26 protein-coding genes and 1 pseudogene are annotated in these 26,390 nt (G+C 41.9%); 16 read left to right on the forward strand and 11 right to left on the reverse strand.

Going from position 1 to position 26,390, the window contains the following annotated elements:
• Positions 1–574: 574 nt before the first annotated feature.
• Complete coding sequence (locus AC5JMF_RS26830) at positions 575–1,060, reverse strand: allophycocyanin (RefSeq protein ID WP_495798758.1); 486 nt, start codon at positions 1,058–1,060, stop codon at positions 575–577.
• Between the two features lie 183 nt (positions 1,061–1,243).
• On the opposite strand from AC5JMF_RS26830, the gene rlmD reads away from it, so the two are divergent.
• Both rlmD and AC5JMF_RS26840 read left to right on the forward strand, forming a co-directional pair.
• On the forward strand, positions 1,244–2,617 hold the full coding sequence (gene rlmD, locus AC5JMF_RS26835) for a 23S rRNA (uracil(1939)-C(5))-methyltransferase RlmD (protein ID WP_495798759.1): 1,374 nt from the start codon (positions 1,244–1,246) through the stop codon (positions 2,615–2,617).
• Positions 2,618–3,040: 423 nt separating this feature from the next.
• Positions 3,041–3,490, forward strand: a complete 450-nt coding sequence (locus AC5JMF_RS26840) for an ATP-binding protein (RefSeq protein WP_495798760.1) — start codon at positions 3,041–3,043, stop codon at positions 3,488–3,490.
• A gap of 168 nt (positions 3,491–3,658) precedes the next feature.
• On the opposite strand, the gene AC5JMF_RS26845 is transcribed toward AC5JMF_RS26840, so the two are convergent.
• Positions 3,659–3,955, reverse strand: coding sequence for a DUF6439 family protein (locus AC5JMF_RS26845; RefSeq protein ID WP_495798761.1), 297 nt, complete (start codon positions 3,953–3,955; stop codon positions 3,659–3,661).
• A 77-nt stretch (positions 3,956–4,032) separates the two neighbouring features.
• On the opposite strand from AC5JMF_RS26845, the gene AC5JMF_RS26850 reads away from it, so the two are divergent.
• The 4 genes from AC5JMF_RS26850 to AC5JMF_RS26865 all read left to right on the forward strand — a co-directional run bounded on the left by AC5JMF_RS26850 (position 4,033) and on the right by AC5JMF_RS26865 (position 6,216).
• Complete coding sequence (locus tag AC5JMF_RS26850; RefSeq protein WP_495798762.1) at positions 4,033–4,395, forward strand: sll0565 family protein; 363 nt, start codon at positions 4,033–4,035, stop codon at positions 4,393–4,395.
• 2 nt (positions 4,396–4,397) lie between these two features.
• Entirely contained in the window at positions 4,398–5,789 is a 1,392-nt protein-coding gene (asnS, locus tag AC5JMF_RS26855; RefSeq protein ID WP_495798763.1) for an asparagine--tRNA ligase, read from the forward strand.
• A gap of 80 nt (positions 5,790–5,869) precedes the next feature.
• On the forward strand, positions 5,870–5,962 hold the full coding sequence (locus tag AC5JMF_RS26860) for a type II toxin-antitoxin system RelE/ParE family toxin (RefSeq protein ID WP_495798824.1): 93 nt from the start codon (positions 5,870–5,872) through the stop codon (positions 5,960–5,962).
• Positions 5,959–6,216 carry a helix-turn-helix domain-containing protein gene (locus AC5JMF_RS26865; protein WP_495798764.1) on the forward strand — a complete coding sequence of 86 codons (258 nt, stop codon included), beginning with the start codon at positions 5,959–5,961 and terminating at the stop codon, positions 6,214–6,216. Before AC5JMF_RS26860 ends, AC5JMF_RS26865 begins: the two co-directional genes overlap by 4 nt.
• A 403-nt stretch (positions 6,217–6,619) precedes the next feature.
• On the opposite strand, the gene AC5JMF_RS26870 is transcribed toward AC5JMF_RS26865, so the two are convergent.
• Entirely contained in the window at positions 6,620–7,297 is a 678-nt protein-coding gene (locus AC5JMF_RS26870; protein ID WP_495798765.1) for a response regulator transcription factor, read from the reverse strand.
• Between the two features lie 327 nt (positions 7,298–7,624).
• Positions 7,625–8,098 (reverse strand): (2Fe-2S) ferredoxin domain-containing protein, encoded by a 474-nt coding sequence (locus AC5JMF_RS26875; protein ID WP_495798766.1) that lies wholly within the window; start codon positions 8,096–8,098, stop codon positions 7,625–7,627.
• A gap of 246 nt (positions 8,099–8,344) precedes the next feature.
• Between AC5JMF_RS26875 and groES the strand changes: the two genes are divergently transcribed.
• From groES to AC5JMF_RS26900, 5 genes are all read left to right on the forward strand, one after another.
• Positions 8,345–8,656, forward strand: a complete 312-nt coding sequence (gene groES / locus AC5JMF_RS26880) for a co-chaperone GroES (RefSeq protein WP_495798825.1) — start codon at positions 8,345–8,347, stop codon at positions 8,654–8,656.
• Positions 8,657–8,794: 138 nt separating this feature from the next.
• Positions 8,795–10,432: a chaperonin GroEL gene (groL, locus tag AC5JMF_RS26885; protein ID WP_495798767.1), complete on the forward strand. Its 1,638-nt coding sequence runs from the start codon at positions 8,795–8,797 to the stop codon at positions 10,430–10,432.
• Between the two features lie 240 nt (positions 10,433–10,672).
• On the forward strand, positions 10,673–11,452 hold the full coding sequence (locus tag AC5JMF_RS26890; protein ID WP_495798768.1) for a class I SAM-dependent methyltransferase: 780 nt from the start codon (positions 10,673–10,675) through the stop codon (positions 11,450–11,452).
• 148 nt (positions 11,453–11,600) lie between these two features.
• Positions 11,601–12,746 (forward strand): ATP-binding response regulator, encoded by a 1,146-nt coding sequence (locus AC5JMF_RS26895; protein WP_495798769.1) that lies wholly within the window; start codon positions 11,601–11,603, stop codon positions 12,744–12,746.
• Positions 12,747–12,755: 9 nt separating this feature from the next.
• Positions 12,756–14,138 (forward strand): aldehyde dehydrogenase family protein, encoded by a 1,383-nt coding sequence (locus AC5JMF_RS26900; protein WP_495798770.1) that lies wholly within the window; start codon positions 12,756–12,758, stop codon positions 14,136–14,138.
• A gap of 25 nt (positions 14,139–14,163) precedes the next feature.
• On the opposite strand, the gene AC5JMF_RS26905 is transcribed toward AC5JMF_RS26900, so the two are convergent.
• The 3 genes from AC5JMF_RS26905 to AC5JMF_RS26915 all read right to left on the reverse strand — a co-directional run bounded on the left by AC5JMF_RS26905 (position 14,164) and on the right by AC5JMF_RS26915 (position 15,994).
• Entirely contained in the window at positions 14,164–14,769 is a 606-nt protein-coding gene (locus AC5JMF_RS26905; RefSeq protein WP_495798771.1) for a sulfite oxidase-like oxidoreductase, read from the reverse strand.
• Between the two features lie 414 nt (positions 14,770–15,183).
• Entirely contained in the window at positions 15,184–15,357 is a 174-nt protein-coding gene (rpmF, locus tag AC5JMF_RS26910; RefSeq protein WP_495798772.1) for a 50S ribosomal protein L32, read from the reverse strand.
• 160 nt (positions 15,358–15,517) lie between these two features.
• Positions 15,518–15,994 (reverse strand): hypothetical protein, encoded by a 477-nt coding sequence (locus tag AC5JMF_RS26915; RefSeq protein WP_495798773.1) that lies wholly within the window; start codon positions 15,992–15,994, stop codon positions 15,518–15,520.
• Between the two features lie 198 nt (positions 15,995–16,192).
• Between AC5JMF_RS26915 and AC5JMF_RS26920 the strand changes: the two genes are divergently transcribed.
• Positions 16,193–18,112, forward strand: a complete 1,920-nt coding sequence (locus tag AC5JMF_RS26920) for a caspase family protein (RefSeq protein WP_495798774.1) — start codon at positions 16,193–16,195, stop codon at positions 18,110–18,112.
• Positions 18,113–18,450: 338 nt separating this feature from the next.
• Here the strand turns inward: AC5JMF_RS26920 and AC5JMF_RS26925 are convergent, their stop codons facing one another.
• A complete protein-coding gene (locus AC5JMF_RS26925) occupies positions 18,451–18,828 on the reverse strand; it encodes a Mo-dependent nitrogenase C-terminal domain-containing protein (RefSeq protein WP_495798775.1) in 378 nt (125 codons plus the stop codon).
• Positions 18,829–19,170: 342 nt separating this feature from the next.
• On the opposite strand from AC5JMF_RS26925, the pseudogene AC5JMF_RS26930 reads away from it, so the two are divergent.
• From AC5JMF_RS26930 to AC5JMF_RS26940, 3 genes and pseudogenes are all read left to right on the forward strand, one after another.
• A pseudogene (locus tag AC5JMF_RS26930) lies at positions 19,171–19,293 on the forward strand (anion transporter); the annotation flags it as partial.
• Between the two features lie 69 nt (positions 19,294–19,362).
• Positions 19,363–19,584, forward strand: coding sequence for a hypothetical protein (locus AC5JMF_RS26935; protein WP_495798776.1), 222 nt, complete (start codon positions 19,363–19,365; stop codon positions 19,582–19,584).
• Positions 19,562–19,819, forward strand: coding sequence for a ParE family toxin-like protein (locus AC5JMF_RS26940; RefSeq protein ID WP_495798826.1), 258 nt, complete (start codon positions 19,562–19,564; stop codon positions 19,817–19,819). Before AC5JMF_RS26935 ends, AC5JMF_RS26940 begins: the two co-directional genes overlap by 23 nt.
• A 104-nt stretch (positions 19,820–19,923) precedes the next feature.
• Here the strand turns inward: AC5JMF_RS26940 and AC5JMF_RS26945 are convergent, their stop codons facing one another.
• From AC5JMF_RS26945 to AC5JMF_RS26955, 3 genes are all read right to left on the reverse strand, one after another.
• On the reverse strand, positions 19,924–21,693 hold the full coding sequence (locus tag AC5JMF_RS26945; protein WP_495798777.1) for a ribonuclease J: 1,770 nt from the start codon (positions 21,691–21,693) through the stop codon (positions 19,924–19,926).
• A 279-nt stretch (positions 21,694–21,972) separates the two neighbouring features.
• A complete protein-coding gene (dapA, locus tag AC5JMF_RS26950) occupies positions 21,973–22,857 on the reverse strand; it encodes a 4-hydroxy-tetrahydrodipicolinate synthase (RefSeq protein WP_495798778.1) in 885 nt (294 codons plus the stop codon).
• 127 nt (positions 22,858–22,984) lie between these two features.
• Positions 22,985–24,028 carry an aspartate-semialdehyde dehydrogenase gene (locus tag AC5JMF_RS26955; protein WP_495798779.1) on the reverse strand — a complete coding sequence of 348 codons (1,044 nt, stop codon included), beginning with the start codon at positions 24,026–24,028 and terminating at the stop codon, positions 22,985–22,987.
• Between the two features lie 820 nt (positions 24,029–24,848).
• Here AC5JMF_RS26955 and tig point away from each other — a divergent pair.
• Entirely contained in the window at positions 24,849–26,300 is a 1,452-nt protein-coding gene (tig, locus tag AC5JMF_RS26960; RefSeq protein WP_495798780.1) for a trigger factor, read from the forward strand.
• The last annotated feature ends 90 nt before the right edge of the window (positions 26,301–26,390 follow it).

A 26,390-nucleotide genomic window follows, 5' to 3' on the forward strand; every position in this document is an offset into this window, starting at 1 on the left:
CAATCAATACGACAAATGCGATCGCTCAGCTTCAACTCAAACCATAAAAACTTTGATGGCAAATTTTGTGTTAGAGATTGATTTTATAATCCATAGTCAAATTATCACTTGATCTTACGCAGAACTCTACCGCCAGCTATAAATTATTGGGGTAAATGCAGTTTAGCTGTAACAATCAAGTGATGAAAATCACAAATGTTCTTGATTAAGATCGCCTACCTACAATAACTAATTTGGCATAGTTATATACAACTGAACTCTAGCCGAGTCATTAATAGGGAACACACTAGTTGCCGACAGCTTTAATAACTGTCGGCTTTTTGTATTGGGAGGTCGTTTGTCATTGGTCGGTTGTCATTTGCGAATTACCCATAATCACCAGCTACTAGCCACTGACCAATAGCATAAAATTTCCCCACAACTGGTTAATAACTTGACAGAGATTTTGCCATAGCCACTACCAAATGTGGGGAAGTTATGATCAAATTAGAGATTTTATGGATGTCGAGTGTTAATGCCTTGTACTCACTCTTACAGAAGCAGAGTTCATGCTGGAACTAGCACACACTTTGGCTCAAGACATAGCTTGAGCGATGTAATCAAAGTAAGGTGCTGCTTCAGCAGCATCTTGTGCGCTTAGGAGGTCAAGAGAAGCTGTTTTGAGAGAATTGATTGCTTCTACCATTCCTGGCACAGGAACACCCAAAGAGTTATACATTTCCCGCACGCCAATCAAACCAATTTTTTCAATCGGTTCTTTATCACCAGCAAGTACGCCATAGGTAATTAGGCGTAAGTACCAGCCAAAATCGCGGACGCACAGAGTACGTTGACGTTCTCCATAAGCATTCCCGCCGGGTGCGATAAAATCAGGACGCTTCTGCCAAAGTTTTTTGGTTGCTTCCTGAACTATCTTTTTTTCGTTTTCAGCTAAGGTCGCAGCAATGCGCGTCCTTTGCTCGCCGGTTTGCAAAAATTCTTTGATACTCTTGAGTTCGCCACTGCTGGGATAACGCAGTTCGTCGTCAGCTTTGAGAATAACTTGGCTAATTACAGTCATGATTATTACAATCACGCGAAGAAATATTATCTGCTAGTTTAACGAGTCTGAGGTACAGAAGTGAAGCGATTTGGGGAAGATGAGGAAGCAGGGGGCAGGGGAAGAGAATAACTCTTGACTATCCCCAATCCCCAATCCCCAATCCCCAATCCCCAATCCCCAATCCCCAATCCCCAATAACAAATGACTAATACAGTTTGGCGACAGGGTGAATTAATTGAAGTTGCAATCACTGATTTGAGTGATACGGGCGATGGTGTCGGTCGCTGTGATCAGCGTGTGGTGTTTGTCGCGGATACTGTACCAGGCGATCGCGTTATGATCCGCTTGGTAAGTGTTAAACCTAAATATGCTCACGGTAAGCTTCAGCAAATTATCCAACCATCCCCTCACCGGATCAGACCTGGTTGCATTGTGGCTGATAAATGCGGTGGTTGTCAGTGGCAGCATATTGATTATGATTATCAGCTTGTGGCTAAGCGCAATCAGGTGATTCAGGCTTTAGAACGAATTGGTGGTTTTGTGCAACCACCAGTAGACCCCGTACTTGCAGCTGCTTCTGCTTTTGGCTACCGCAATAAAGCTACTTATCCTTTGAGCAAATCGGCAACAGGACAAGTACAAGCTGGTTACTATCAAAAAAGTAGCCATCAATTAATAAACCTGAATCAATGCCCAGTTCAAGACCTGCGATTAAATCCTTTGCTGGCTGAAGTCAAGCAGGACATCCAACAGCGAGGTTGGCAAATCTACAATGAACAGCGTCATCAAGGACAGATTCGCCATCTGAGTTTACGCATTGGACGACGCACAGGAGAAATGTTGCTGACTTTGGTGGTTAAAGATTGGAATTTGGCAGGAATTGAAAATCAAGCCCAAGCATGGTTAAAACGCTATTCTCAGTTAGTCGGAGTCTCACTCAATCGCAACCCTGAGCGCACAAATGCCATCTTTGGTGCTGACACTCGTTGCGTTGCTGGAGTTCCTTACCTACGAGAAAAATTCGCTGGATTAGAATTTCAAGTCCGCCCCGATACATTTTTTCAAATTTATACCGAAACAGCAGAAGAATTATTACAAATAATTCAGTCACAATTAAATCTTTTGGGGCATGAAGTACTAGTTGATGCATATTGTGGTATCGGAACTTTAACTTTACCTTTAGCAAAACAAGTACGCCAAGTTACAGGTTTAGAAGTGCAACCAAAGGCAGTAGAACAAGCAATAGTCAATGCTCAGATCAACGGGATAAATAACGTAACATTTCAAGTTGGCGCAGTAGAGAAATTGTTACCAAAAATGGGCACACTACCAGAAGTGGTACTAATCGACCCACCACGTAAGGGGTGCGATCGCGCTGTCATTGACACTTTACTGCGCTCGAAACCATCTCAGATTGTTTACGTCAGCTGTAAAGTAGCAACCCTCGCGCGTGACCTCAAATTACTTTGTCAAGAAGGGCAATACACTCTCACACGAGTACAACCTGCTGATTTTTTTCCTCAAACAGCTCACGTGGAAACTGCTGCTTTTCTGGTGTTACCACATTTGGGCTAGGATACTGAATCCTTTACAAAAGCTCAAATTTCAAATTTGTAGTCTATTGCATAATAAAAATGCTAAAATTGAATTAAGCTAAAAATAGAAATTCATTTTGTTTAAAGAATTCAAGTTGCATAGGCTCTTCAAAATATGAAGTAGATTGCACAAATTATCAGTCGGCAACTAACAAGAGTATCAATGTACTCTTTTGTATTTTAAGCATCTTCCATTAAGTTGCTAACTGTATTAGCAAATTAATTACAGCCGTTCTATGTTAAAGCAATTTAAACTCATTTATAGAGTCAATGCTCCCTAGCATTTTCACAATTTAGTTTAAAAGACGCAAGTTTGAAGGCAGCATGACCACCTCAATTTCTATCAGGGTGCCTGTTATAGCAAACTGATGTCTAGCTAACTGAAAGCTATGGGGTTTCTCTTGTGATTACCATTTCGCTCCGTCCGGTTGGACGATACTGGGGCACAATTAGTTTCGCCTCAACTCTCTATCTTTGTCCAATACTAGATTTACTGTTGGCAGAGATTCCAGCAAAGCTACAAGCAGAACTGCGGCTAGGACTTCAAGAAGCCCTGGTAAATGCAGCTAAACATGGTAATAATCTTGATCCCAGTAAAACTGTTGTAGTACGTTTTTCTCTTATTAATGATCAGTACTGGTGGATAATATCAGACCAGGGTAGTGGTTTTATTCCCGAATGCGTTTGTGATAGCGATCCCATAGACTATCTACCACCAGACGAAGCAGAAAGTGGTCGCGGTCTATCTCTGCTACATCAAATTTTTGATCAGGTAGAGTGGAACCGCAAAGGGACGGAGTTAAGACTTTGTAAACAATTAGAAAACCGCCCCAGGCTGTCTTTGAGACGGTGAGAGGGGAGTAGTGAGTGGTGAGTAGGCAGTAGGGTTAATCAGTATTAAACTGGTTTTTTCCTAGTTCTATTCTCCACTTATTTGCTTTGATGGGGGTGTAGGGGAAGAAAAAATGTTTCTTTAATTACAAATTACGCGCTTCGCAGCGGTAGCGACGTAGGAGCGTCATTACGAATTACGAATTATCTCCTTACTCCCATGTGTTGGACAAGGCGGGGCTGAAATAGACCGATTTAACCAACCAGCAGCTTGTTCTAATCTGGCAAGGGCTTCTTGTGGCTGATTTTTGAGGAGAAATACAATTGCTGCTGCTGCTTGTTCATTGGCGCGAGAATTGCGGTTAGACTTGAGGCGATGCCAATCATCAGGGGAAATGCTTAACCTCTCCATTAGGGCTTGGGCTAGTTCTAAGGTACTTAATTCATTTAGTAGAGTAGTTTTAGGCAATTGGGTAGGTTGAGACATATATTAGAGTCCTTTGTCCTTTGTCTTTTGACAAATGACTATTAACTGGCATTTTATCCTAGTTTACTACTTACTAAATGAAGCCGTCTAAACAATCGCACCCCTCAGAGGAAAACCAAGAACCAGATTTTGAACAAGAACTTGCACAAGTAGAGCGATCGCTTTCTTCTTTAAAAGAGCGTTACACTCAAGTACAACGCGATCGCTCCTTAAAATCAGAATATCAACAACACTTAAACAAACTCAATAAAAATAAACATCAGACGCCAGAAATCAAAGCCGAGTTACGGCAAATCAAGCAGCAATTGGAAGTGTTAGAAATAAACTTAGAAAGCCAGTTATTTTCTTGGGGTAGTCTCAAGGAACCTTTCTGGCAAGCTGTCCGCTTTGGTGGAATGGGCGTTATTATAGGCTGGATATTAAAATCCTGTACCGGGTAGATATGGTAAATCGACGAATTGCAGAAATATTACGAAGTGGTCAACCTGATGAGTCCCTGCAAGTTCAAGGTTGGGTACGGACAAAGCGTGAGTCCAAAGGGTTTGCTTTTATTGAAGTTAATGACGGCTCATCCTTGGCTAATTTGCAAGTCGTCATTAATCAAGATTTGCCAGATTATGAAGCTAGCTTGAAAAAGCTGAATACAGGTGCGGCGGTAGAAGTGGCTGGGGTGCTAGTGGCTTCCCAAGGTAAAGGACAGCGGATTGAATTAAAAGCACAGACGCTGAAAGTCTACGGTGAAGCTGATCCCGAAACATATCCCCTACAAAAGAAACGCCATTCCTTTGAGTTTCTGCGAACCATTGGACATTTGCGATCGCGGACTAATTCGTTTGGTGCAGTTTTCCGTGTGAGAAATGCCTGTTCTACAGCGATTCATCAATTCTTTCACGAAAGAGGCTTTTTGTGGGTACATACTCCAATTATCACTGCTAGCGATTGCGAGGGTGCGGGTGAACTTTTTAGCGTCACCAGTTTGGATCTCAAGAATATTCCCCGCACAGACAATCAAGCGATAGATTACACGCAGGACTTTTTTGGTAAACCCACATATCTCACTGTTAGTGGCCAGTTGGAAGCGGAAGTGATGGCGATGGCGTTTTCTAACGTTTACACCTTCGGCCCTACCTTCCGTGCAGAAAATTCTAACACTTCCCGCCATTTAGCAGAATTTTGGATGGTGGAGCCAGAAATGGCTTTTTGTGATTTGGAAGGTGATATGGATTTAGCTGAGGCGTTTCTCAAACATATTTTTAAATATGTGATGGAAACTTGCCCAGAGGACATGGAATTTTTCAATCAGCGGATTGATGATACTGTGTTGGCAACAGCTGAGAATATAGTTAATAATCAATTTGAGCGCTTGAGTTATACAGATGCGATCGCGCTTTTAGAAAAAGCTGATGTCAAATTTGAATATCTCGTGAGTTGGGGATTAGATTTACAATCAGAACATGAGCGTTATCTGGCTGAACAGCTTTTCAAAAAGCCTGTAATTGTTACCGATTATCCAGCGCAGATTAAAGCTTTTTATATGCGTTTGAACGATGATGAGAAAACCGTTCGCGCCATGGATATTCTTGCACCGAAAATAGGTGAAATTATTGGTGGTTCGCAACGGGAAGAACGGTTAGAAGTTTTAGAACGCCGTGTGATAGCGCAAGGAATGCAACCAGAGGATTTGTGGTGGTATCTTGACTTGCGTCGTTATGGTACTGTTCCTCACGCGGGTTTTGGCTTGGGTTTTGAAAGACTTGTGCAATTCATGACGGGTATGGCAAATATTCGTGATGTCATTCCGTTTCCACGCACACCGCAAAGCGCCGAATTTTAGTTTTCGTACAAAGGTGTAAGTTTTCTTTCCCAGGTTGAAGCCTGGGAAGAGAATCTCACAAGTTGTATCTCTAATTTATACTGCATGGGTTTATCAAGAAAAGTCAGAAAACTCCAAAAAAACAATTAGATTTAGCTTTGCAACGTAAACAGATATTGGAGGCGCAAGTATGACAGAAAATCCATATATTGGTTCTTCTTTTGATGCGTTTTTAGAAGAAGATGGAACATTAGATGAAATCAACTTAATAGCTATCAAGAGAGTGATTGCTTGGCAAATTAGAGAAGCAATGGCACAAAAAAAGATCACTAAAACAGCTATGGCAGAGAAGATGAAAACTAGTAGATCATCTGTTGATAGACTCTTAGACCCTGATAACCCTTCTGTGACTTTAGATACGATTGATAAGGCTGCCAGAGATTGGTAAGAAAATACGTTTTGAGTTAGTAGATATTGTTTAGAACAAAAAGTAGAGATTAAATTAGATTTAAATGTAGAAAAGCCTGATGAATAGAGACCTATAATCTTTATTTTTAATAAAACTTAATTTTAAATTTAGGATTTTAGATTGCCAATCTAAAATCCTAAATCAGAAAGTACTAATGCCTGGAGGTCACAATGGGTTTGATTTGACTTCAGATAGTCGCTTTACCCTGGAATTCTGAAGAAAAATATTCCCTATTGCAAGCGCCCTAATAACCCAACTGGACAACTCTAGGGAGAAATTTTTGACAAATTCACCTTGCAACCATAAAGCTTTGTAACTAAGTTATCAGCATTCAGCAGTCAGTTAAGCACCGAAAACCTGACGGCTGAATGCTAATAGCTATTTATGCCATTTGATTTTCAATCGCCCACCGTGCTAGTTCAGTGCGGTTATGGAGATTAGTTTTGCCCAACATATTGGACACATGGCTTTCAACTGTACGTTGACTAACGTTTAGTTCTTCGGCAATTTCCCGGTTAGCTAAACCCCTAGCAACAAACTGTACTACTTTCAGTTCGGTTGGGGTTAACTGCACATCGAAGGGAACTTGGATGCGGGAACCGTTTTCGCCTCCTTTGGCTTGGTGTTCTTTCCAACGGATGGTTTGCTTGAGTGAAGATTCTACTTGCGCTACGAGTTCTTCTGGCTCAAAGGGTTTGACCATGTATACATCAGCCCCTTTATTTAGCCCTTTGACTCGGTCTGCGCTTTGTCCTTTGGCTGAAAGGAAAAGAACAGGAATCCAACTGGTACGTTCATTTTGCCGGACTTGTTCTACAAAAGTATATCCGTCCATTTCCGGCATCATCACGTCGCAGATGATCATGTCTGGAACATCATGTTCTAAAATTTCCAGAGCTTCTCGTCCGTTTTCAGCGGTGATAACTTCATATCCCCGGAATTCTAAGTAGTCCTTCACCAGCAAGATGAGGTTAGGGTCATCATCAATCAATAGAAGTCGTTTGTGATCTTTCATGCTGGGCTCTTTCATAGCAGTGGCACTTGTCGCGCTTCGTTCCATCAATGTCTTGATTAGTTATCCTCTATGGTGGTTATTTGAGATGTTGTCGTTTCTCCCGCTTAACTTGCCTTTGCTACCTCGAAATCTCAAAAGCGGCGATCGCTTTTAACAAACTAGTAGCTCACTGGCGACAGTCCAGTAAGGATACGTAGAGCAGTAGTATTTATAATGCGCTATTATATATCGCTTTGAAAGTAGCGGGTTAAAAACACTGATTCAATAATAGTCCTTCTGGTTCACAAGTTAAGTATTGGCTTATGATGACCCTAGCCCAAAACCAACCCGCGCTTTCATCCGCATTACTACTGTACCTTATCCTGACTGAGGTCAAGCTTCTACGAGCTGTTCACAAGAAACTGGGGGAGTTTCTGGCAAAGGATGGATCAAAAATGCATGTTCTTCTACCACCTTATTGCCTATCAAGTGTTCTTGGATGATCCGCTCGATGACTTCCGGGTTTGCTTGGAAATACCAGACCCCATCCGGGTAAACAACCATTATCGGCCCAGAACTACAAACACGCAAGCAGTTGACTTTAGTTCTAAAGACATAAATGGGACGACCGTCTTGCGGCTGGTCGAGCTTTAGCTCTTTGAGTCGCTTTTTTAAGTATTCCCAGGATTCCAGACTAGCTTGTTTTGAACAGCAGTTAGCAACTGTCTGGTCAGCGCATATAAAAATATGTCGCTGAATCTTTGCCAGACCTAAAGCTTCTACGCAATTACTCAGGGCTTTACGTTCTAAAGACTTAGTAGTTTTGGGGATTGGATGGCTTTTCTGGATCACTGTGTTGTTACTCATCGAGCGGCTCCCTGATTACAGTTCTATAACAATTTCCCAGCTTTGCAAATAAAGTTGTCCATATAAAAATATTCGTAACTTATAGAAAAAAACCTGAAATATTACAATAATTAAGTATTTATACTTACGCAAATGAATAATTATAGAGTTCGGGAACCCGTACTACAGAGATTGTTGCCATTATATGCCGCTGTTCGGTAGATTAGCACTCAGGAGTTGAGAGTGCTAACTCTGGAGAAATTTTTTATGGCAGCTGTATCTCTGAGCGTTTCCACAGTTAAACCTTTAGGCGATCGCGTTTTCGTAAAAGTGAACGCCTCTGAAGAAAAGACCGCAGGTGGTCTTTATTTGCCCGATACCGCCAAGGAAAAGCCCCAGGTAGGGGAAGTAGTCGCCCTTGGCCCTGGCAAGCGTAACGACGACGGTAGCCGTCAGGAATTAGAAGTTAAAGTCGGCGATAGAGTGCTGTACTCCAAGTACGCTGGCACCGATATCAAGCTCGGCACCGAAGAATATGTACTGCTTTCTGAAAAAGACATTTTAGCAGTGGTTGCGTAAAGGTCATTAGTCATTGGTCATTAGTTGTTGGACGAAGGACAAATGACAAAGCGCAAAGTCTGGGCGCTGGCTTCCAGCGAACAGAACTTTGTAAGAGAGGACAAATGACAGACAAATGACAAAGGATAATTAACAATTATGGCAAAGCGCATTATCTACAACGAAAACGCCCGTCGTGCCCTAGAGCGAGGCATTGACATCTTAGCTGAAGCTGTAGCTGTTACCCTTGGCCCCAAAGGTCGTAACGTAGTCCTAGAGAAGAAGTTTGGCGCACCACAAATTGTTAATGACGGTGTTACCATCGCCAAAGAAATCGAATTAGAAGACCACATCGAAAATACTGGTGTGTCTTTGATCCGTCAAGCTGCTTCTAAGACCAACGACGCTGCGGGTGATGGTACAACCACGGCTACTGTTTTAGCTCACGCCATTGTTAAGGAAGGCTTGCGGAACGTTGCAGCCGGTGCAAATGCAATTTTGCTCAAGCGCGGTATTGATAAAGCTACCGCTTTTCTTGTAGACAAGATTGCTGAACATGCTCGCCCTGTAGAAGATTCTAAAGCGATCGCTCAAGTTGGCGCAATTTCAGCTGGTAACGACGAAGAAGTCGGTCAGATGATTGCCCAAGCCATGGATAAGGTTGGTAAAGAAGGTGTAATTTCCCTAGAAGAAGGGAAATCCATGACTACAGAATTGGAAATCACCGAAGGGATGCGCTTCGATAAAGGGTACATCTCTCCCTACTTTGCCACCGATCCTGAGCGGATGGAAGCAATTTTTGATGAGCCTTACATTCTGCTGACCGATAAGAAAATCGCCTTAGTACAAGACCTTGTACCAGTTCTAGAACAAGTAGCTCGTGCTGGTCGTCCTTTGGTGATTATCGCTGAAGATATCGAAAAAGAAGCTTTAGCAACCTTAGTGGTTAACCGCCTGCGCGGTGTGCTGAATGTGGCTGCTGTGAAAGCGCCTGGATTTGGCGATCGCCGCAAAGCTATGCTAGAAGATATCGCCGTGTTAACTGGTGGTCAGCTAATCACTGAAGATGCTGGTCTCAAGCTGGAAAATACCAAGCTGGATATGCTCGGTAAGGCTCGCCGCATCACCATTACCAAAGACAACACCACAATTGTTGCTGAAGGTAACGAAGCTGCTGTCAAAGCTCGGATTGACCAAATTCGTCGTCAAATCGAAGAAACTGAATCTTCCTACGACAAAGAAAAATTGCAAGAACGTCTAGCCAAGCTAGCTGGTGGTGTTGCAGTGGTGAAAGTGGGTGCAGCCACTGAAACCGAAATGAAAGACAAAAAACTGCGCTTGGAAGATGCTATCAACGCTACTAAAGCTGCTGTTGAAGAAGGTATCGTTCCTGGTGGTGGTACAACTCTAGCTCACCTCACCCCTCAACTCGAAGACTGGGCGAATGGCAACCTCACCGGTGAAGAGTTGATTGGTGCGTTAATTGTATCTCGTGCCTTACCCGCACCTTTGAAGCGGATTGCTGAAAATGCTGGTCAGAATGGTGCTGTAATTGCTGAACGAGTCAAAGAGAAGGAATTCAACGTTGGTTACAATGCCGCGACAAATGAATTTGTTGATTTATTTGACGCTGGTATTGTTGACCCCGCTAAGGTCACTCGTTCTGCTTTGCAAAATGCTGCTTCCATCGCTGGCATGGTGTTGACAACCGAATGTATTGTAGTGGACAAGCCTGAGCCTAAGGATGGCGCTCCTGCTGCGGGCGCTGGTATGGGTGGCGGTGATTTCGATTACTAATTCTTTATAATCTCCTATTGCTTGAAACAGCTGCTTCCTAGTGGAGGTGGCTGTTTTTTTGAGGTGCTACGTCACGGGCAATTTTTCACTTAATATTAAGTAATTTTGCCATTAGTGTATACAAAGTTTAATTTTTTAGGCTATTGGTTAACATCTTATCGCTTTTTGGAAACAGAGCGATCGCTTGCTCTTTTGCTCCCATATATTAAATATTGATTCTTGAGTCGTGCAGAAACATACATGAGCGAAACTCATACCACACCCCTACACACCCTGAACCCTTTAAACAGATTTTCCAATAGAGCAGAAGACTATGTAAAATACCGTCCAAGTTATCCAGCAGCAGTAATTGATATTATCTTGAAAGATCTACCTCCAACTTCGCAACTTTTAGCAGCAGATATTGGTGCGGGTACAGGTATTTCCTCTCGATTATTAGCAGAACGTGGAGTAAATGTTATTGCTATTGAACCAAATGCGGCAATGAGAGAAGCTGCTGCACCTCACCCTTTGGTAGAGTTTCGTGATGGAACAGCAGAATCTATCCAAATACCCGATCAATCTGTAGATATAGTTACTTGTTTTCAAGCTTTCCACTGGTTTAACCCAGAACCGACTTTATTAGAATTCCGCCGCATTTTGAAACCATTAGGACGTTTAGCAGTAGTTTGGAATAACCGCGATCAAGAAGATGCTTTGACTGCCGAATATAGCCAAATTGTACGTACAGCATCTAATAATCACCCAGCAGAATCGCGGATGCAATCTGTAAAACCGCTGTTAGCAACTCCCTATTTTGGGAATATTCGAGAATATACATTTGTTTATAGACAAGAGTTAGATTTAACTGGATTAATTGGCCGAGCAATGAGCGTTTCTTATGTGCCGCGTGAAGGTTTAATATATGAACAACTTATTCATAATTTACAGGCTTTATATCAAAGCTTTCGTGATGAATGTGGTTTTATCTATATGGTTTATCGCACGAGCGTACATCTAGGTGAACTAAAGAATTTGTGAAATATTTTTCTCTTGGCTGTTATTAGTCATTTGTCATTACAAAGGACTAATGACATGATAAAGATAATTTTTATAACTCAAGTATAATTGCTGTAGCATAATTAACAAATAACGGTCAAAAAAATTTACTTTTCTTCCCTAAGACTCAATGAGTTCACCATCTTCTCGCTCTGACAAAATTTTAGTTGTCGATGACTCTCCTGATAACGTGTTTTTGATCAAAACTATTTTGGAGGAAGAAGGTTATATAATCAGTACGGCAGAAAATGGTATTTCAGCCTTGGCACAACTGCAAGCATCGCCTTGTGACTTAGTTTTGCTGGATTTGATGATGCCAGGCATGGATGGTTACGAAGTCACCAAGCACATTCGTGGAGAGATGAAATTACAGCAATATATCCCGATATTGCTGATTACTGCTCATGATGCGCCCAATGTTGCTAAAGGATTAGATTTGGGTGCTGATGATTTTATCCGCAAACCGGTGACAGTAGACGAGTTGTTGGCACGGGTGCGATCGCTTTTGCGGTTGAAGCATAGCATGGATGAACGTGATGAAATCGCCCGTCAGCGAGAAGATTTTGTCTCTCGTCTCACCCATGACTTACGCACCCCATTGGTAGCAGCCGATCGCATGTTGATATTATTTCAGCAAGGTGCGTTAGGAAACTTATCACCGCAAATGCAAGAGGTAATCACGATCATGGCTCGTAGCAATACTAATTTGCTATCCATGGTCAATACCTTATTAGAAGTTTACCGCTTTGAAGCAGGTCGCAAAACTTTAGCATTTCAGCCAGTTAATCTCGTCCAGTTGTTAAAAGAAGTCACTGGAGAATTAACACCCCTAGCTCAAGACAAAAAATTGCTTCTCAATCTAGATTTTACAGAAGAGTCCAGCACTAAAAAAGTGATGGGCGATCGCTTAGAACTGCATCGCTTATTTACTAATCTGATCGGTAATGCGATCAAGTTTACTGAAATTGGCTCTGTAAATATCCGTCTTCACTCTCAACCTCAGTTTAATAAAAGTTATTTGCCTCGATTTTCTCTTAATTTCCATGCTGATGACTACCTGAGTATCGAGATAGCTGATACAGGGCCAGGTATTCCCCCTGAAGAACAAATCACTATCTTTGAAAGGTTTCGTCAAGGTAGTCACAATAGTTCGGGTAGCGGTTTAGGATTATACCTTTCTCGCAGGATTGTTGAGGCACATCAAGGCACTATTTTGCTCGATTCAGAGTTGAATAAAGGTAGTGTATTTATTGTGCTTTTACCTATTCAATCATGAGTAAAATAAATGATTAATACTGAATCGTCAAATATTACTGAGATAATTCTTAGCCAGCGGAGTTTTTTTCAAACAGGCAAAACTAAAGATATTGCTTTTCGCCTTGAACAACTCAAAACTCTCAAGCAAGCAGTCACCCTGAATCAACAGGCAATCACTCAAGCTTTACAGGCAGATTTAAATAAACCAGAATTTGAGGCTTACGCTACAGAAATTAGCGTTCTTAAAGAGATTGATTATGCAATCAAACATCTCAATACTTGGACTAAGCCTAAAAAAGTCCCTGTTTCGGTAGAATTTTTTTACTACTCAGCCAGAATTTATCCAGAACCATTAGGAGTTGTTTTAATTATTGGTGCTTGGAACTATCCATTTAATTTGAGTATCTCACCTTTGGTTGGTGCGATCGCAGCAGGTAATTGTGCAATTATTAAACCTTCAGAATTAGCCCCTCATACCTCCCATCTCATTGCTGATCTCATCACAAAATATTTCGATTCAGCTTATATTGCAGTGGTAGAAGGAGGTGTCGAAATCAGTCAAAAACTTATTGCAGAAAAATTTGACCATATCTTTTTTACTGGTGGTACAGCTATCGGCAAAATCATTATGGGGGCAGCAGCACAAAATCTTACTCCAGTTACTTTGGAATTAGGTGGTAAAAGCCCTTGCATTGTAGATAATGAGATTAATCTCCAACACACTGCTAGGCGAATTGTTTGGGGCAAATTTATCAATGCGGGACAAACTTGTATCGCTCCTGACTATCTTTTAGTTGATCAAAAAATCAAAAAAGATTTAGTAAATGAGCTACAAAAATGCTTAAAAGAATTTTATAGCGAACAACCATTTAATAGTCCTGATTATGCCAGAATTATTAGCCAAAAACACTTTGAACGTTTAGTTAATTTCCTCAAAAATGGAGAAATTATTATTGGTGGTGAAACTAACCTTTCAGAGCTTTATATTGCTCCTACATTGATTGATCATGTCTCTGTGATTGATCCAATCATGCAAGAAGAAATCTTTGGCCCCATTCTGCCGATAATTGAATATACTGACATTGCAGAAGCGATCGCCTTGATTAACTCTAGACCAAAACCTCTAGCTTTATACCTATTTTCTCAAAACAAAAAACTGCAAAACTCGCTTTTGCAGGAAACCTCATCTGGTGGGGTGTGCCTCAATGACACAATAGTACATTGTGGTATCTCATCTTTACCGTTTGGTGGCGTAGGGGATAGCGGTATTGGTAGCTATCACGGCAAAGCTGGTTTTGATACCTTTTCTCATTACAAAAGTGTAATGCAAAATTCTTTTTTACTCGATTTAAAATGGAGATATGCCCCCTACAAAGGCAAATTATCGCTGCTCAAACGATTCTTGGGTTAAAAGACGCTGGCAAGGCGCGTCTCGATTAAAACCCAAAAGCACTGCTGTAGCGTTCTTCTGCCCAAGGTTCGCCACGGCTGTGATAGCCATTACGCTCCCAAAAACCGAGATCTTCACGTTCTAAAAACTCTAAACCATTAATCCACTTGGCACTTTTCCAAGCATAGAGGTGAGGGACAACTAACCGCATCGGGCCGCCATGTTCCGCTGGTAATGGTTCATCAAAGACTTTAAACGCAAAAAAGTTTTCTTCTCGTACAAAGTCTGCCATTGAGATATTGGTAGTGTAACCGCCATAGCAATGTTCCATAATGTAGGATGCTTTGAGATTGATCTCTAGCAGACTCATAAAGTCTATGACTTTAATTCCAGTCCATTTAACATCTAGTTTTGACCAGCGGGTTACACAGTGAAAATCTGCTGTAAATTCGTGTTGCGGAAGCTTCATAAAATCCGCCCAAGTGAAAGTAGCAGATTTCGCCAAACCCCAAACTCGAAATTCCCATTCGTCAGTACTGACTTGTGGAGTTGCACCATAAGTTAATACAGGAAAGCCCTTGGCTAAATGTTGTCCTGGAGGAACGCGATCGCCTTCTTCTTTATTTGGTTTCTGAAAAAATTTTCCTAGCATAATCGTAGAAAAATTAATTTTACAATGTGGTTACAAGCTTTTTTACTAAGCAATAAAAAGCTAGAATAATTAGCTAATTTACTCTTTATCTGATTAATTTACCATCAGTCATAAGTAATAAGGTGATTTCTAATTAAAAAAATACCCATGATGACGAGTTTCGACTCCGCTCAACTCTCGACCCCTTAGTTGGTTGAGTGAAGTCGAAACCAACGGTTCTAGTAAATTCTTTCCTAGAAATTACCTAAGTAATAAATTATTAGTTTTACGAATTGCAAATTACCAATTTCTTAAAACATTTTCATCATGTCATCAGGAAAGCCAAGAATAATTTTATATTTTGATAGCCAGAAACTTGAACAGCTACTTGCTGCTCAAATCTTCAATGCTGTTCATGCTTTCCTGAGTTGGTAGTTATGATTCTTCTTCCTCTTCTTCAGCAGCAGGATAGACAAATGTAGAGCGTCCAGACAAAATAGATTTGCCTAAAGAGAGAGCTTTTTGAGCTTCAACAGCAGCTTTATGTCTCCAAGTAGCCCGGCGTTTATCTCTCTTTGACTTAGATGTTTTCTTCTTTGGAACAGCCATGGTAGCGGATATCGCAATTTTTGACAACCTTTTTATTCTAAGTCATGAAATGGGGAATGGGGAATGGGGAATGGGGAATTGGGGAATTGGGGATGGGGACACGGAGACGCGGGGACGCGGAGAAAATTTCTCCCTCATCCCCCTCATCCCCCTCATCTCATCATTTAGCTGGTGCTGAAGTCGAGGTTGTAGGCTGTCCAAAGTACAGTAATGCTCGCGCTGTTTTGAAGTAAGTCGCCCAACGTTGAGCATCAGGACGCGATCGCCATTGGGGGCGACTAACTTCTAATGCCAAAACTGGTGCGATCGCTCCCTGACTCTGTACGGATACGATAATTGAAACATCTGTTACTAAAATATCTTGGTCAAAGCTGCGTTGAGTAGCTGCCCTCGCAACCGCTTCCGCCCTCCGCAACATGGTTTCATAATTTTCCTCGCTCAAGCGATCAATTGCTAAGTCAAGTCTGGCGGTGTAAGCTCGCACAATTCCAGGGGCGATCGCTTCTGTCAAAAACCAAGTAGGAACAGGAGATAAGAGTAAAACTGCTAACGGAATTATCCGGATCTTTGTGGCAATTTGGCTAATAACTGATAAGGGAATGATCGATGATGGTTGGTGAGCAGAACTTTTGCTCATGACCTTGTAGCTCCTTACTGATGATTTGTACTTGAAATTAGGTGATAGTATTTTCCGAACTTTTAACGTAATAAAAACTACATCTTACTTTAAGGTTCGATGAGAATCACCAAGACTACAAGACACAGGTTAGCTTTGTTTTTTTAACAAAGCCAACCGCAATTTTAAGCAAGCAAACAATAACCGACAAAGAGCGGGATGGTAAACTACTGGGCGATCGCGATCGGCATCAATCAATATCAGTTATTTCAGCCTTTAAGTTGGGCCCAAGCCGATGCTGAAGCGCTAAAGAATTTTTTGGTGACAGAGGCAGGTTTTGTACCCGAAAATTGTCTGCTGATGACGGATACTGCGCCGCCAATTGGGGATAGATCTACTTATCCAACTAGAGAAAATATTTTGCTGTGGCTAGAGGAGTTGACAGCAAAACGTTGGCAACCACAAGACCATCTGTGGTTTTTCTTTAGTGGTTATGGTGTCAATTACAAGGGAAAAGATTATTTGATGCCGATGGAGGGAAACCCCGAACTTGTAGCTGAGACTGGCATAGAAATGCGATCGCTTTTGCAAAGTTTGCAACTTGCTAATCTAAATGTTTTGCTACTACTCGATATCAACCGGGCTTTTGGCACTCAAGCGGATGCTCCTGTTGGCGAAGAAACAATCGAACTAGCCCAAGAACTACAATTAGCGACCATTCTCTCTTGCCAACCAGAGCAATTTTCTCATGAAAGTGGCGAGCTAGGCCACGGATTTTTTACAGCAGCATTGTTAGAAGCTTTGCGCTCTGATCATGGTAGCAGTTTGGCAGATCTAGAAAGCTACCTGAGCCAGCTAATGCCAAAGTTATGTCAGCATCACTGGCGTCCTGTTCAAAACCCTGCCATTATCATCCCTTCACAGCAGCAAGCAATCTTGCCGCGATTGGCAGAAGAAAACGACTTTGAGCCAGAGCCAATTATTTATCCAGAAGAATCTTTTGCCATTGTGCGTGCAGCTCCTTCTCTGGATGACAATCCCCCCAACAATTCAGCAGTGCGAGCTGTAGAAACTACTATTAGCCAATCTTCACCAGAGACGAAAGCTCAAAATTTATCAACAGAGATTAAAAATCCTCCAAATCAAGAAGTTGTTTTAGAGTCAAGTTCTGAACCAGATAACAATCCACCACAGGAAACTTCCTCGGAGTCGAGTCCCAAGGGAAGATATCTCCCTTCTTCTCCTCAAGCTTATGTTTCTCGAGCGCCATCAAATCAACTAAATACCCCATTGTGGCAACAGTTTATTTTGTGGGGTGGCGGCACTATGATAGTGGTGGGTTTAATGACAGTAGTGTTTCTTCGCAATCAAGCCAGTTTTAGAATTAACGATAACTTGAGAACATCGCCTAATAATGCGACTAGCGATCCTGATGTGGTAAGAAATTTACCCAATAGCCGATCTGTTGAAGACACTCCACCTCGTCAACCAAGAAATCAATCTAATAAGCGCATACCTAGTAATCCTCAATTTCAAAAGCGCAATCAAGCGGTGTTAGATTTAGCGAAGATGTCATTGAGACAAACTCAGGCTAGTGATCTGAGATTAGCGATCGCCACAGCAAAAAAAATTCAGCCTGGTGAACCACTCTACGAACAGGCTCAGGAAAATATCAAGATTTGGAGCCGGATGATTTTAGATTTAGCTGAAGGTCGCGCTCAGCAGAGACAATATGCTTATGCGATCGCTGCCGCACAGTTAATCAGCAAAGATGAACCATCCTATGCCAAGGCACAAGCAGCAATTAACCAATGGCGGTTAGAAGCTAAGCAATATGTCAGCAATAAAACTTTGCTAGATGCAGCTAACGCCTTGATAAAACCTGGGCAGGCATCTAGCTATAATCGGGCGATCGAAGTTGCTAAAAAAGTACCGCCAAATCAACCAGGCTATGATACTGCCCAGAAATCGATTAATAAATGGAGTGAAAGAATTCTGGATTTAGCCAAGAATCGCGCTAACGAAGGTAATTTCCAAGCAGCGATCGCCACTGCAACTTTGGTACCAGAAGTGACAGCCGCTTATGAAGATGCTCAAGATGCCATTCAAAAATGGCAGGACAGAAGAAGTCGAAATTAGCAGTCAATAATCAACCGAATAATTCGTAATGACGCTCCTACGTTGCTACCGCTGCGAAGCGCGTAATTCGTAATTCGTAATTTCTGGTTTCAAGCCCTCAGTTGCAAAGTTCTGTTCGCCCTTGACGTTGGCGAAGGCAGGCGCTCGAGAGCGAGTGCGTCTCGCAACGGGAGAAGACTCGCTCTAAGCGAATCTATGCCGTTCGCCCTTGGCGTCTTTGTTAGGAGAAGGCTTTACGCTACGCTAACGCCGCAAGCCTGCGCTCAGACTTTGCGCTTAATTTATGAATGGGTAATAATTACGAATTACGAATTGCAGGGTAGCGACTTGACCAAGTATCAACAGTAGTGTGAGATGTCCTCACCACACTCATCAGCTAGATAACACATGGCTCGAAAGCGTAAGCCAACTACTTCTTCATAAAGAGGGTTGAGCTTGCACATTGGCGGAATGTGAAATATGGTTTTCCCAAATAATTTGACATCACGCTCAAAGGGACACTGAGACGGAATCAGTTTGCATAAGCGATGAGCTAAGTGGCGATCGCGAACTTGAATGCTATCTACTCGCTGGCGTAAGGGTTGGAGAATATTCCAGTAGGATTTGGACGCAGAGTGGTTTCGCTGGTTTAAATTAACTTCACTAGTCTCTGATTGATTAATAGAAACCCAGCTGGCCAGAAAAATTTTTTTTGCGGTATTATCGAATACCTTCATGATTAGTCCTCTGTATTATTGAGGGTATTCACCTTTACGGTGAACATATACAACATGGAAACTTCTTTTCCCGGAAGAATCTTCTCCTGACTCAAATGCAATATGATATTTAGGTAGCTACCTAAATCGGAACCTATTTATTACTACGTCAAGTTAATCGCAATTTCCTGGGGATCGGTAGTGTAGTTATACCTATCTTGTTCATATCTTGACCCAAGTTAAATTCTAATAAAGACATCTATCTTTGGGTAGGTTCCATTGTAACATTTACGAAAATTAATATAAGAGAAATCTAAAAATAGTTTTGTTAAGTATAAGTACTTATAATTAATTACATATACCAACTTAATAGTTGTAGAGGCTGCTGCTGATTTAGGTTACAAGGTCACTTTTTGGGAACATCTGCGCTTTGGCGTGCCACTAACGCTGTGTACTCTCGTTCTGGCTTATCTTTGGATTCAGTGAAAAGGGATAGATATGGCATCATGAGAAAAGAGTCGAGTAAATCACATGATTCTAGTGTGGAATAACTCTATGACATCTCTTTCAGAAATCGAAGCTGCGATCGTCCAACTTTCAGAATTAGAAGCACGTCAGCTTGCAGATTGGCTACAAGGGTACTTAAATGATGCTTGGGACAAGCGAATAGCAGCAGATGCTAAATCTGGTCATTTGGATAAATTAATTCAGCTAGCTGAAGCTGATATAGATGCAAACCGCGTTAAGGCGCTTGATGAAGTCCTTGACAACCTCTGAATTCTGGCGTTCATATGCTGCACTTCCGCCTGAAGTGAAAGAACAAGCAAAAAAAGCCTATCGCCTGTGGATGAAAAATCAATTTCATCCCTCTCTACATTTTAAAAAAGTTGGTAATAATTTATGGTCTGTTCGCATCAGTATCGAATATAGGACATTAGCCCTAAAAAAGGGAGAAGATTTCTACTGGATTTGGATTGGAACACATAACGAGTACGATACGTTAATTGGGTAAAATACTCAGCAAGCAGCAACTAGCCTTGATTAACATCTACCTCCATGCAAAAACGCAAAGACAAACTCTGCGTCTTTGCGTCTTGGCGCGAAATTTTTCCTTTCCTACGATGCAACCTGTGCAGCGGTACGAGTCCGTCGTCTTCTGCCATCAGCAACTTTTACAGGCGGTTCTTCAGGAATTTGCATCAACAAAGTCAGAGATGGTTGACATTGCAACTCACGACGAATAGAACGCGCTAACTCTCGCTCTAAAGTCTCTTGCAATCCACCCCAGTCTACCTCAGATTGCTCACCATCTAAAGAAGCAAACTCCGACCAACGCACGCCTAATATTTCTTCAATCCGCTGTTGTACCCACTTTTGTAGCAGCGATCGCTCTATACTTGTGACGACACCACGCAGATGAATTTCTGGTTTGGCCATCAATTTACCACTCCAATCGATGGCGGCGGCAATTGTGACAATACCTTCCTCTGCCATACGTTGCCGTTCTTGCAGTACTTTAGCGCTGACCATGCCAGAACTAGAAGTATCTACTAGTTCGATTCCAGATTGAACTTTATCAGTTACCCGAATGGCGTCTTCTGTTAATTCAATCACATCGCCATTCTGAATAATTACCATATTCTCAGCGGGGACACCCATACTCTGAGCCGTTTCCGCGTGCTTCACCAGCATCCGATGTTCACCATGAACCGGTAAGAAGAACTTAGGACGAGTTAAGGCAATCATCAGTTTTTGGTCTTCCTGACAACCGTGACCAGAGACGTGAATTCCTTTTTCCCGACCGTAGACGACTTTTGCACCCTGAATCATCAGTTTATCAATGGTGTTGACGACTGCGATCGTGTTGCCGGGAATCGGGTTAGCAGAGAAGACAACCGTGTCTCCTTGACGAATTTTAATGTGAGGGTGTTCTTTGTTGGCGATGCGAGTCATTGCTGACATTGGTTCGCCTTGCGACCCTGTAGTCAAAATCAGCACACCTTCATCAGGAAGACTGCGGACGACATGCAATGGTTGGAGCAGGTTATCTTCACATTTGATGTAACCGAGATTGCGAGCATGAGCAATCAAGTTCAACATGGAACGACCGACAACTGTCACTACCCGGTTGTGCTTTCGCGCCAACTGTAAAATCATGTTGATCCGATGCACGCTAGAAGCGAAGGTAGTAACGAATAATCGCCCAGTGGCTTGGCTAAATACTCGGTCAAGATTAGGGTAAACTGAACGCTCTGAGGGTGTAAATCCTGGGACTTCGGAGTTAGTCGAGTCACTCAACAAGCAAAGCACACCTTTTTCACCGTGTTCGGCTAACCTTTGGATGTCAAAGTTCTCACCATCTACTGGAGTGTGGTCAAATTTAAAATCTCCAGTGTGAATAACAACACCTATAGGAGTATGAATAGCTACAGTAAAACTATCAGCAATTGAGTGAGTGTTGCGAATATATTCTACTAAAAAGTTTTTACCAATCCTGACCATATCACGCGGTCGGACTGTTTTTAGTTCTGTGCGATCGCGCACTCCTGCTTCTTCAAGTTTCCCTTCTAGCATTGCCATTGCTAGTCTTGGGCCAAACATCACAGGGATTTCAAATTGCTTGAGGTGAAAAGCAATCCCACCGATATGATCTTCATGACCGTGGGTAACGATCATACCTTTAATTTTGTGGCGATTTTCTCGTAGATAAGTTGTATCTGGTAATACAATATTTACTCCGTGCATCGCCTCTGTCGGAAAGGCCAAGCCTGCATCTAGTAAGATGATTTCGTCATCATACTCAAAAACACATGTATTTTTACCAATTTCGTGTAAACCGCCCAATGGAATAATTTTCAGGGCGGAGTTAGCTTCGTTTTTAGCCATTTTCTCCTGAGATTGTTGTTTTAAGTTAATCGGTTGATAGTTAGCGATCTTGTAGTAATAAAAAACACTAGCTGTTTGTTAAATCAGTTTGAAAGCAGCCAAGTTTTAATTCAAATGTTCAATTGTTTGTGCAATAAAATTGACTTTACATCAAGGATTCATAGTACATTTATCAGTTTAAAAGCAGGTATTTCAATGGCAATCTGGTAACAATTATGCCCATTTTTTATATCTATCTTTAGAAACTAGCCTGTTGCCAGCGCTCAATTAATTTGGTGCTTAGGTTAAACTCAGTTCTTTGAGAACTGCCTCTAGCTTTTGAGTGACTCCATCCTCAGCATCACAAAGCGGCGGACGAGTTGAACCTACTTCCCAACCCTGAAGTTTCAGCGCTACCTTAAGTGGTATGGGGTTTGTCGTGATAAATAAAGCTTTAAATAACGGGAAGAGTTTCAAATGTATTTCCGTAGCAACTTGAATTTTACCCGCACTAAAAGCTTGAATCATCTGCTGTAGTTGGTTGCCTACCAGATGAGAAGCCACACTCACTACACCTTTTGCCCCGATTGCTAACAAGGGCAAAGTCATGTAGTCATCACCAGAGTATATCTGGAATTGTTTGGGTGTCAAGCGGCGAATTTCGCTAGCTTGGTCTATATTACCAGTGGATTCTTTGATGCCAACAATGTTGCTAACCTCAGCTAACCGGGCAACTGTTTCTGGCTGGAGGTTTTGTCCGGTACGACCGGGGACGTTATATAACAACATTGGAAGGTCGGGACAGGCTTGTGCTATTGCCTGAAAGTGCGCTGCCAATCCCGCTTGCGGCGGTTTGTTGTAATATGGAACAACTTGTAAGGAACCATGTACTCCTATCTTAGCTGCTTTTTGGGTTGCAGCGATCGCTTCTTTTGTGGAATTGGAACCACATCCCGCGATTACTTTAGCTTTTCCTGCTACTGAGCGCAACACCTCAACAAATAATTGATATTCCTCCTCCCAACTCAGCGTAGGAGATTCTCCTGTTGTGCCGCATACCACCAATGTATCTGTTCCGTTATCAGCTAAATGTGCTGCCAGTTTTGCTGCGACATCGTAGTTAACACTACCGTCTGCTTTAAACGGCGTAATCATAGCGGTTAAAACACTGCCAAAATCTCCCACCCTTTTTTCACTCCTAATTTCCCTCTTGATCTTTAATATCTGGTGGATTCCTATTGTAATAGCCTATTTCCAAATTGCTTGTTTTGTTTTGTCATTTGTTCGTTGTCGGTTGCCAATGATTTCTGAACTAATGACTAATAACTACTTGAGCCGATTTAAGTAAACTTTTTTCTACCAATAATTCAGCAATTTGGATTGCGTTTAATGCTGCACCTTTACGGATTTGGTCGCCACACAACCATAGTTCCAAACCGCATGGATGAGAAATATCTTGACGAATTCTACCCACTAAAACCTCATCTTTACCAGTTGCTTCAATTGGCATGGGAAAATAGTTCATTTGCCAATCTTCTACTAATTTTACTCCGGGGGCACGACTTAAAATTTCTCTTGCTTCATCTGGATTAAAAGGTGTTTCAAATTCTAGATTAATTGCTTCTGAATGGGCGCGAAGTACGGGAACCCGTACACATGTAGCAGTTATTCTTATCTGCTGCGTACCAAAAATTTTTCTGGTTTCGTTGACCATTTTCATTTCTTCTTCACAGTACCCCAAATCGTTTAATGGAGAGTTATGTGGGAATAAATTAAACGCCAACGGATAGGGCAACACCTCGGCTACTGGTGGTTGTCCTTGTAATATAGCACTAGTTTGGGTTTTGACTTCTACCATTGCTTTTGCCCCGGCACCGCTAGCAGATTGGTAGGTTGAGGCGACAATGCGCTGTACTGGTTTCACTTGATGTAAGGGCCACACCGCGAGAGCCATTAATATTGTTGTGCAGTTGGGGTTGGCAATAAGTCCTTTGTGGTTGGCTGCGGCTAGGGGATTCACCTCTGGCACTACTAGGGGTACATCTGGGTTCATCCGAAAGGCGCTGGAATTGTCAATTACTACTGCGCCTTTTTCTATGGCTACTGCTGCCCAAGTTTTGGATATGGAACCACCTGCACTGGCTAACACTATATCTACACCTTCAAAGGCCTGATCGCTCACTGGCTCTACTAATATATTTTTTCCTTTAAAAGGCAGCGATCGCCCCGCACTCCGTTCTGATGCCAACAACTGCAAATCACCAACTGGAAAATTGCGACGCTCCAGTAACTCTAGCAACTCTGTGCCTACAGCACCAGTTGCCCCCAAAATAGCTACACGATAGGATTTTGACAAACTAATTTCCTCCTTTAAGAGGCTATGTGCATTTTGAAACAATTTACAATTTACGCATATTTAAATAGCAAGACTGGTCATTAATTTAACTTGGGATATTCTTAATTTTTCTATTTATTTTATCTCTTTATATAGTTTGGCTATTTTTAAGTTAAGTAATGTTGCAATTTACAATAATTAATGCTCAATTTTTTAATCAAAATAAACTATGTGTTGTTTTAGTATACAACAAACCGCCATTTGGCATAAATTATGATGATATCTGCACCCCAGCGCTCTCCAAGCTTGCGACATATCAAGTTAGCAGGCACTTATCTTGCCTGTAATATGGATGATCAAGGCAATGAATGTACTATGATCCAGTTAGATTGGACTCAAAACAGCGAGAGTGCAAGCTGTGCAGCCAGCAGCTACGCGTCTGTTCACAAGGTAACTATAATCCGATAGTGCAACCGTTAATTAGTCAGAACTGCTGGTTGAAACCAGAATATCATGGTCTGAGCCAGATTATGCTCAATCAATGAGTCTCAATCAAACAGTGCTGAGTCGGATTCTTACTCATGACTCTGCATTGAGAATACTCCTTAAAGATAACCAGGACTGATTACTAATTGTTATTGAACTAAAGTGTCAAGTTCTTTGTCATTGGCAGTAAACTGGATCTCTGCCTAAAGACGACCATCTATCTCCTTCTATGTTTAGGATTTGATGATATCTTGTGGTCATCTCCTATACCTGTAAGAGACATCAAGCTATAAACGCGAAAAATTGCGTCTTGTGTGTACTCGGAGTTTAAAATACCAGAAAACAGAGACAAAGCATGAAAGTTACCCAGGAAAAACTTCCCGCCAGCCAAATCGGGTTGGAAATAGAGATTACACCCGAAATTACCAAGCAAACTTACGAACAAGTTATTAGAAACCTAGCCAGTAGTGCTAATATTCCTGGGTTTCGTAAAGGCAAAGTGCCTCGGCAGATATTGCTACAGCGGCTAGGAATTACGCGAGTTAAGGCTACAGCACTCGAAGAACTTATCCAAGATGGTATTGAGCAGGCAGTAAAACAGGAAGCCATCGCCGCAATTGGTCAACCACAATTGCGTTCTTCGTTTGAAGATTTGATTAATAATTATGAACCAGGAAAACCTTTAACTTTTTCTGCGGCGGTGGATGTGGAGCCAGAAGTAAATTTAGTACAGTACACTGGTTTGCAAGCTCAAGCTGAGGAAATCAAGTATGAGGTATCCAAGGTAGAAGAAGTTCTAGAAAAGGAACGTCAAGAACTAGCAACACTAATTCCTGTCGAAGGACGTGCAGCTCAAATCGGTGATGTTGCCGTAGTCGATTTTAAAGGAGTACTGGTAAAAGCTGAGGGAGAAGACGAAACAACCGAACCAGAACCAATTCCAGGTGGAGAAGCGACGGATTTTCAAATAGAGTTACAAGAAGATAAGTTTATTCCCGGTTTTGTCTCTGGCATAGTGGGTATGAATCCTGGAGAAACCAAAGAAATAGCAGCTCAGTTTCCTGATCCATATGCTAGCGAAGAATTAGCTGGAAAAGCGGCTCTATTCACGGTGACAGTCAAAGAATTAAAGGAAAAAGAATTACCAGAGTTTAATGACGACTTTGCTCAAGAAGTCAGCGATTTTGAGACTTTGGAGGAATTGCGAACTTCTTTAGAAGAACGATATCAAAAAGAAGCTCAAGATAAGACCAAAACGAATCAGCACGAAGCCTTGTTAACAGAACTGCTGAAGCACGTAGAGATTGACTTACCTACGACCTTAATTGAGCAAGAAGTAGATGCAATGCTCACGCAAACAGCAATGCGGCTTTCTCAACAAGGACTAGACATCAGAAAATTGTTTACCCAAGATATTATTCCGCAATTGCGCGAGCGATCGCGTACAGAGGCAATTGAACGTCTAAAACGCTCTTTGTCCTTGCGGGAAGTAGGTAAACGCGAATCCATCGAAGTGACACCACAAGAAATTCAAGCTAAAGTGACAGAACTTTTACAGCAATATTCAGAGCAAGATATTGATGAAGAAAGACTGCGCTCAGCGGTGGAAAATGAACTCTTAACCGAAAAAATCATCGATTGGTTGCTAGAACACTCATCAGTGGAACTTGTACCCGAAGGTTCCTTAAGTACCACAGAAACAGAAGCAGAAACAGAAACAGCAGATGAGGTGACAGAATTAGATGCTGTAGCTGCTACACCCGAAACAGACCAAACAAGCACTGAAACCGCAGCACCCACAGAATGAGCATGAAAAGTCCCATAGCCAGCAATCAACTAGTCCTGATCAGCGTGACTATTGATTGAACTTGCTAGAGTATGGGGATATAGAGGAAAA

This window comes from Desmonostoc vinosum (assembly GCF_059505385.1).

Bases quoted from the DNA above. Each gene is read 5' to 3' on its own strand.
- AC5JMF_RS26830 (WP_495798758.1), bottom strand. From the start codon at position 1,060: ATGACTGTAATTAGCCAAGTTATTCTCAAAGCTGACGACGAACTGCGT.
- rlmD (WP_495798759.1), top strand. From the start codon at position 1,244: ATGACTAATACAGTTTGGCGACAGGGTGAATTAATTGAAGTTGCAATC.
- AC5JMF_RS26845 (WP_495798761.1), bottom strand. From the start codon at position 3,955: ATGTCTCAACCTACCCAATTGCCTAAAACTACTCTACTAAATGAATTA.
- AC5JMF_RS26850 (WP_495798762.1), top strand. From the start codon at position 4,033: ATGAAGCCGTCTAAACAATCGCACCCCTCAGAGGAAAACCAAGAACCA.
- asnS (WP_495798763.1), top strand. From the start codon at position 4,398: ATGGTAAATCGACGAATTGCAGAAATATTACGAAGTGGTCAACCTGAT.
- AC5JMF_RS26865 (WP_495798764.1), top strand. From the start codon at position 5,959: ATGACAGAAAATCCATATATTGGTTCTTCTTTTGATGCGTTTTTAGAA.
- AC5JMF_RS26870 (WP_495798765.1), bottom strand. From the start codon at position 7,297: ATGGAACGAAGCGCGACAAGTGCCACTGCTATGAAAGAGCCCAGCATG.
- AC5JMF_RS26875 (WP_495798766.1), bottom strand. From the start codon at position 8,098: ATGAGTAACAACACAGTGATCCAGAAAAGCCATCCAATCCCCAAAACT.
- groES (WP_495798825.1), top strand. From the start codon at position 8,345: ATGGCAGCTGTATCTCTGAGCGTTTCCACAGTTAAACCTTTAGGCGAT.
- groL (WP_495798767.1), top strand. From the start codon at position 8,795: ATGGCAAAGCGCATTATCTACAACGAAAACGCCCGTCGTGCCCTAGAG.
- AC5JMF_RS26890 (WP_495798768.1), top strand. From the start codon at position 10,673: ATGAGCGAAACTCATACCACACCCCTACACACCCTGAACCCTTTAAAC.
- AC5JMF_RS26895 (WP_495798769.1), top strand. From the start codon at position 11,601: ATGAGTTCACCATCTTCTCGCTCTGACAAAATTTTAGTTGTCGATGAC.
- AC5JMF_RS26900 (WP_495798770.1), top strand. From the start codon at position 12,756: ATGATTAATACTGAATCGTCAAATATTACTGAGATAATTCTTAGCCAG.
- AC5JMF_RS26905 (WP_495798771.1), bottom strand. From the start codon at position 14,769: ATGCTAGGAAAATTTTTTCAGAAACCAAATAAAGAAGAAGGCGATCGC.
- rpmF (WP_495798772.1), bottom strand. From the start codon at position 15,357: ATGGCTGTTCCAAAGAAGAAAACATCTAAGTCAAAGAGAGATAAACGC.
- AC5JMF_RS26915 (WP_495798773.1), bottom strand. From the start codon at position 15,994: ATGAGCAAAAGTTCTGCTCACCAACCATCATCGATCATTCCCTTATCA.
- AC5JMF_RS26920 (WP_495798774.1), top strand. From the start codon at position 16,193: ATGGTAAACTACTGGGCGATCGCGATCGGCATCAATCAATATCAGTTA.
- AC5JMF_RS26925 (WP_495798775.1), bottom strand. From the start codon at position 18,828: ATGAAGGTATTCGATAATACCGCAAAAAAAATTTTTCTGGCCAGCTGG.
- AC5JMF_RS26935 (WP_495798776.1), top strand. From the start codon at position 19,363: ATGACATCTCTTTCAGAAATCGAAGCTGCGATCGTCCAACTTTCAGAA.
- AC5JMF_RS26940 (WP_495798826.1), top strand. From the start codon at position 19,562: ATGAAGTCCTTGACAACCTCTGAATTCTGGCGTTCATATGCTGCACTT.
- AC5JMF_RS26945 (WP_495798777.1), bottom strand. From the start codon at position 21,693: ATGGCTAAAAACGAAGCTAACTCCGCCCTGAAAATTATTCCATTGGGC.
- tig (WP_495798780.1), top strand. From the start codon at position 24,849: ATGAAAGTTACCCAGGAAAAACTTCCCGCCAGCCAAATCGGGTTGGAA.